The organism is bacterium, from assembly GCA_027622355.1.
Classification (GTDB): Bacteria; UBA8248; UBA8248; order UBA8248; family UBA8248; genus JAQBZT01.
Genome location: JAQBZT010000298.1, coordinates 1 through 3,434, shown reverse-complemented (window position 1 = coordinate 3,434; position 3,434 = coordinate 1). Strand labels below are relative to the sequence as shown.

Genomic DNA, 3,434 nt, shown 5'->3' with positions numbered 1-3,434 from the left:
CCCCCCCAGCCCCCTCCCGGAGGGAGGGGGAGCAAAAGAGATGCTCTCCCGGAGGGAGGGGGAGCAAAAGATAAGCCCTCCCGGAAGGAGGGGGAGTTTGAGATGAGGAGCGATGACCCGGAAACCGCCTCTTCCGAAAGAGCGGCGCGAGCGCTCGCGCGAACTGCGGAGCGCTCCGACCGAAGCCGAGAAAAAACTGTGGGAGCATTTGCGCCGTAAACAGTTGGGCGTTCACTTCCGCCGCCAGCATCCGGTGGGCCCGTTTGTCCTCGATTTCTACTGCCATGAGGCCAAGCTGGCGGTGGAGCTGGATGGCGGCGGGCACGCGGAGGCAGGGCAGGCAGCGCATGACGCCGGGCGGAGCCGTGCGCTGGCGGATGAGGGAATCCGGGTGCTGCGGTTCTGGAACAGCGATGTGATGGGGAACATTGAGGGAGTTTTGGGGGCGATCCAGAATGCTCTTAATGAAGGCGGAAAAACTTCGTGAATGTTCTTTCCCTCCCCGCCCTATATTCCCTGCAGAGGGATGTTCCCTCCGGCACGTTTGGCCGCCTGTGGGGAGGAGAACGAGATGAATATCTATACGAAGTGGATTGCGCGGTTCCGCCATCTGCCGGTGCCGCTGCTCTATCTCCACGTCGCCGCCAAATTTCTTTTCGGCGTGGGGCTGGGGATGCTGATCGTGGCCTATTCGGGCGGGGATTGGGTGGCCGCCGGCTGGTGGGTGATCGCGGCCGCGCTCATCGTGGGGATTCCGAGCAGCATCAAGATACTGAAGCCATGAGCAAGATACTGAAGCCCTGAGACCGCCCCCGAACGTGAAGGAAGCCTATGCCGCGGCGTGAAGATTTGCGGAAAATCATGGTGATCGGCGCGGGGCCGATTGTGATCGGGCAGGCGTGCGAGTTCGACTACTCGGGGACGCAGGCCTGCAAGGCGCTCCGCGAGGAGGGCTACGAGGTTGTCCTCGTCAACTCGAACCCGGCGACGATCATGACCGACCCCGAGATGGCCGAGGCGACCTACATCGAGCCGGTGACGCCGGAGATCGTTGAGGAAATCCTGGAAAAGGAGCGCCCCGACGCGCTTCTCCCCACGATGGGGGGGCAGACGGCGCTGAACGTGACGGTGGCGCTCGCCGAGAGCGGCGTGCTCGACCGGCTGGGGGTGGAACTCATCGGGGCGAAGCTCCCCGCGATCCTGTGTGCGGAGGACCGGGAGCTCTTCAAGCGGGCGATGATCGAGATCGGCCTCGATGTCCCGAGGAGCCGGACGGTGACCTCGATGACGGAGGGGAGAGAGGCCGCGAAGGAGATCGGCTTTCCCCTCATCCTGCGGCCCGCCTTCACGCTGGGCGGCAGCGGCGGGGCGGGGGGGCGGGGGGAAGAGGAATTCAAGGCGCTCCTCACGTGGGCGCTCTTGGAGAGCCCGACGCGGCAGGTGCTGATCGAGGAGAGCGCCCTCGGCTGGAAGGAGTACGAGCTCGAGGTGATGCGCGATCTCGCCGACAACGTGTCGATCATCTGCTCGATAGAGAATTTCGACGCGATGGGGGTCCACACGGGCGATTCGATCACCGTGGCCCCCGCGCAGACGCTCTCCGACCGCGACTACCAGGCGATGCGCGATGCGGCGGTGGCGATCATCCGCAAGATCGGGGTGGAGTGCGGCGGCTCGAACATCCAGTTCGCGGTCGATCCCAAGGACGGCCGGATGATCGTGATCGAGATGAACCCCCGGGTCTCGCGCTCTTCCGCGCTGGCGAGCAAGGCGACGGGCTTTCCCATCGCGAAGATCGCGGCGAAGCTCGCCGTCGGCCTCACGCTGGATGAGATCCCGAACGACATCACGCGCAAGACGCCGGCCTCCTTCGAGCCGGCGATCGACTACTGCGTCGTGAAGTTCCCGCGCTTCACCTTCGAGAAGTTCCCGGGCACCCCGCCGGTGCTCGATACGCAGATGCGCTCGGTGGGGGAAGCGATGGCGATCGGGCGCACCTTCCGCGAGGCGCTGATGAAGGCGGTGCGATCGCTCGAGATCGGAAGGGACGGCCTCGCGGACCCGGAGGCGGAACGGTTCGCCGCGCTCTTCGGAGAAGAAAGAGAGCGGGCGGTGCGCGAGGCTCTCGATGTGCCGGGCCCCGACCGCCTCTGGCACATCGCGCGCGCGCTCCGCGAGGGGATTCCCGAGGAGGTGATCCGCGCGGCGACGGCGGTGGACCCGTGGTTCCTCGATCATCTGGCGGAGCTGGTCGATCTCGAAAAAGAGACTGAAAACAAAGGGTTATTGGAGGATGAGCCGCGCCTGAGACTCCTCAAGGAAAACGGTTTCGCGGACACCGACATTGCGAGGCGGCAGGGGATCTCCGAGATGGCGGTGCGCGCGGCAAGGAAGAAGCTCGGCGTGACGCCGGTCTTCAAGTGCGTGGACACCTGCGCGGCGGAGTTCGAGGCGTTCACGCCCTATCTCTACTCGACGTATGAGGAAGAGGACGAGGCGCCGCCCACGGACAAGAAGAAAATTATCATCCTCGGCGGGGGGCCCAACCGCATCGGACAGGGGATCGAGTTCGACTACTGCTGCGTGCACGGAGTGATGGCGCTCTCCGAGGCGGGCTTCGAGTCGATCATGGTGAACTGCAACCCCGAGACGGTGAGCACGGACTACGACACGAGCGATCGGCTCTACTTCGAGCCGCTCACGCTGGAGAACGTGCTGGACATCGTGGACCGCGAGCGGCCCGAGGGAGTGATTGTCCAGTTCGGGGGGCAGACCCCGCTCCGCCTCGCGCTGCCGCTGCTGGCGGCTGGGGTGCCGATACTCGGGACCTCGCCCGCGAGCATCGATCTGACCGAGGACCGGGAGCAGTTCAACCGCCTGCTGCGGAGGATGCACCTGACCCAGCCGCCGGGGGGAACGGCGGTGAACCTGGAATCCGCCCTCCAGGTGGCGGAGACGATCGGCTACCCGGCGCTCATCCGGCCGAGCTATGTGCTCGGGGGCCGCGCGATGGTGATCGTCCACGACGCGGAGGAACTCACCATCTACATGAAGGAGGCGGTGAAGGCTTCCGAGGAGCGCCCCGTGCTGATCGACCGCTTTCTCGCGGACGCGGTGGAGGTGGACGTGGACGCGGTGGCGGATGCGGAGCGGGTGGTGATCGCCGGGGTGATGGAGCACATCGAGGAGGCGGGCATCCACAGCGGGGATTCGGCCTGCTCGCTTCCGCCCTACACCCTCGGACCCGAGGTGGTGGGGGAGATCAAGCGGCAGACCCGGATACTGGCCCGCGCGCTCGAGGTGCGCGGACTGATCAACGTACAGTTCGCGGTGCACAAGCGGCAGGTGTTCATCCTCGAGGTGAACCCGCGGGCGAGCCGGACGGTGCCCTTCGTGAGCAAGGTGGTGGGGGTGCCCTTCGCGAAGGTGGCGGC

At 65.8% G+C, this 3,434-nt stretch carries 3 protein-coding genes; all 3 read left to right on the top strand.

Features of this window, described 5'->3' with window-relative positions:
• The first annotated feature begins 112 nt into the window (after positions 1-112).
• Entirely contained in the window at positions 113-487 is a 375-nt protein-coding gene (locus O2807_13765; GenBank protein MDA1001568.1) for an endonuclease domain-containing protein, read from the top strand.
• 84 nt (positions 488-571) lie between these two features.
• Positions 572-784: a hypothetical protein gene (locus O2807_13760; protein ID MDA1001567.1), complete on the top strand. Its 213-nt coding sequence runs from the start codon at positions 572-574 to the stop codon at positions 782-784.
• A 47-nt stretch (positions 785-831) separates the two neighbouring features.
• The coding region (gene carB, locus O2807_13755; GenBank protein ID MDA1001566.1) for a carbamoyl-phosphate synthase large subunit at positions 832-3,434 on the top strand (2,603 nt) is incomplete at its 3' end.

Excerpts from the sequence above, each read along its gene's own strand:
- O2807_13765 (MDA1001568.1), top strand. The coding sequence starts at position 113 with ATGACCCGGAAACCGCCTCTTCCGAAAGAGCGGCGCGAGCGCTCGCGC.
- O2807_13760 (MDA1001567.1), top strand. The coding sequence starts at position 572 with ATGAATATCTATACGAAGTGGATTGCGCGGTTCCGCCATCTGCCGGTG.